Source organism: Candidatus Magnetaquicoccus inordinatus (genome assembly GCF_004217665.1).
GTDB classification, from domain to species: domain Bacteria; phylum Pseudomonadota; class Magnetococcia; order Magnetococcales; family Magnetaquicoccaceae; genus Magnetaquicoccus; species Magnetaquicoccus inordinatus.
On record NZ_RXIU01000357.1, the window covers coordinates 1 to 2146 of the forward strand.

Annotated in this window: 2 protein-coding genes; one reads left to right on the top strand and one right to left on the bottom strand. The window is 56.1% G+C overall.

Going from position 1 to position 2146, the window contains the following annotated elements; translation table 11 throughout:
* Positions 1-357: 357 nt before the first annotated feature.
* Complete coding sequence (smpB, locus tag EJP87_RS15580) at positions 358-813, bottom strand: SsrA-binding protein SmpB (RefSeq protein WP_130472773.1); 456 nt, start codon at positions 811-813, stop codon at positions 358-360.
* A 330-nt stretch (positions 814-1143) separates the two neighbouring features.
* On the opposite strand from smpB, the gene EJP87_RS15585 reads away from it, so the two are divergent.
* Positions 1144-1626: an AIR carboxylase family protein gene (locus EJP87_RS15585; protein ID WP_130472774.1), complete on the top strand. Its 483-nt coding sequence runs from the start codon at positions 1144-1146 to the stop codon at positions 1624-1626.
* The last annotated feature ends 520 nt before the right edge of the window (positions 1627-2146 follow it).

Here is a 2146-nt window from a genome sequence, read left to right on the forward strand (position 1 = left end):
GCTTGTGCAAGAGAGTTGCTTGTGCAAGAGAGTTGCTTGTGCAAGAGAGTTGCTTGTGCAAGAGAGTTGCTTGTGCAGAGTTGCTTGTGCAAGGGAGTTGCGCTGGGCTGAGCACTACCCTGTTTATTTTCGATGCGTTATGCCGTGGAGCGGTGCATGTCGGGCTGCCGCCCTCCAGCAGTCTGCCCCTTCGGGGCAGGATTTGTGTGCGCTGCGCCGATTTGCTTCGCAAATCGGCTTCGGTGAAAGCGCACCTACACCAGAGGCTCCGCCTCTGGACACCGCCAGGGACTCCGTCCCTGGACCCGCCAGGGGAGATAATCTCCCCTGGACCCCATGCACCTTTTTTTGCTTTACCTACTCTCGGGATTCCGCCAGAATCCGCGCCCGGTCCCGGTTCCAATCCCGCTCCTGAATCGCCTGCCGCTTGTCGTGCAACTGCTTGCCACGCCCCACCCCAACCTCCAGTTTGACCTTGCCATCCTTCCAATAGGCCCTGAGCGGGATCAGGGTCAACCCCTTCTCCCGACTCAACCCGATCAAACGGTTGATCTCCGCCCGATGCGCCAATAGCTTGCGGGTTCGTAACGGATCGTGATTGTTCAAATTGCCATGCGTGTAAGCCGCAATGTTGGCATTGAGCAACACCAGTTCATTGGTCTGCACCAACGCATAGGAATCGTTGATGTTCAACTTGCCAGCCCGCAACGACTTCACCTCAGTGCCGAACAGCACAATGCCCACTTCCAACTGTTCCAAAATTTCATAGTTGAAACGCGCCTTGCGGTTTTCCGTGATCAGTTTGGTGCCCATGTTATCTATCCATCATGATGTCGTCACAAACAGGTATCTGCTCAATCTTTACTTGTTACTGGTATTATTCCATTTCCAAATCAAAAGTGCATTAATTTGTGCCGCAGATACTGCGATTCTCTTCAGCAAACATCCAATCAGAAACGCCTGGTTGAAGTGGAAATGGCATTAGGCGCGTGCGCCGGGTGTCCGCCCTCCAGCAGTCTGTGGTATTGGCGAGTGGGTAGCGCGTCGGGCTACGCCCTCCAGCAGTCTGCCCCTGCGGGGCAGGATTCGTGTGCGCTGCGCGGATTTGCTTTGCAAATCCGCTTCGGTGAAAGCGCACAGTCCATGCCAGAAGGCTCCGCCCTCTGGACTCCCGCCAGGGGAGATAATCTCCCCTGGACCCCATATGAGTCTCAAATCAGGAGAGCCCCCAGAGTAATCGTCCATCATTATGCGACGACGGCGGCGCAGCGGGGGGTGAAGGTATTGATTGCCGGTGCTGGTGCGGCGGCCCATTTGGCGGGGGTGGTAGCGGCCATCACGCCGTTGCCGGTGATTGGGGTACCGTTATCGGCCACGGGGTTGCAGGGGTTGGATGCTTTGTTGGCGACGGTGCAGATGCCGGGGGGAATTCCGGTGGCCACCATGGCGATTGGTGAGGCGGGGGCACGCAATGCGGGGTTGTTTGCGGTGCGGATGTTGGCGGTGGGTGATCCGGTTTTGACTGAGAAACTGGCGGAGTTTCATCGCAGGATGGCGATGGAGGTGCAGGCCAAGGATGCCCGCTTGCAGGAGCGACTGCAGGCGTTCAACGAGTCTGCCGACTGAATCAACCCCAAGACTCCAAGACCCCAAAACCCCGAAACCCCAAGACCCCGAAACCCCAAAACCCCGAAACCCCAAAACCCCAAAACTCACATGGGGTCAAGGGGAGATTATCTCCCCTTGCGGGAGTCCAGAGGGCAGAGCCCTCTGGTATGCACTGTGCGCTTTCACCGAAGCGGATTTGCAAAGCAAATCCGCGCAGCGCACACAAATCCTGCCCCGAAGGGGCAGACCGCTGGAGGGCGGACGCCCGACCACACACCGAGTTCCACACGATTTCTCGGAGTACTTCTGATTCCATTTCCAAATCAAAAGTGAATTAATTTCTGCCTCTTATGCTGCGATGTTCTTCGGCAAATATCCAATCAGAAACGCTCTGTTGAAGTGGAAATGAAATGAGGTGTTTTGCGCTGGGCCTGCCTTGCGCAAGAGAGTTGCTTGTTCGGGTTGCTTGTGCAAGAGAGTTGCTTGTGCAAGAGAGTTGCTTGTGCAAGAGAGTTGCTTGTGCAAGAGAGTTGCTTGT

Coding starts and splice junctions, on each gene's coding strand:
- smpB (WP_130472773.1), bottom strand. CDS start 813: ATGGGCACCAAACTGATCACGGAAAACCGCAAGGCGCGTTTCAACTAT.
- EJP87_RS15585 (WP_130472774.1), top strand. CDS start 1,144: ATGCCAGAAGGCTCCGCCCTCTGGACTCCCGCCAGGGGAGATAATCTC.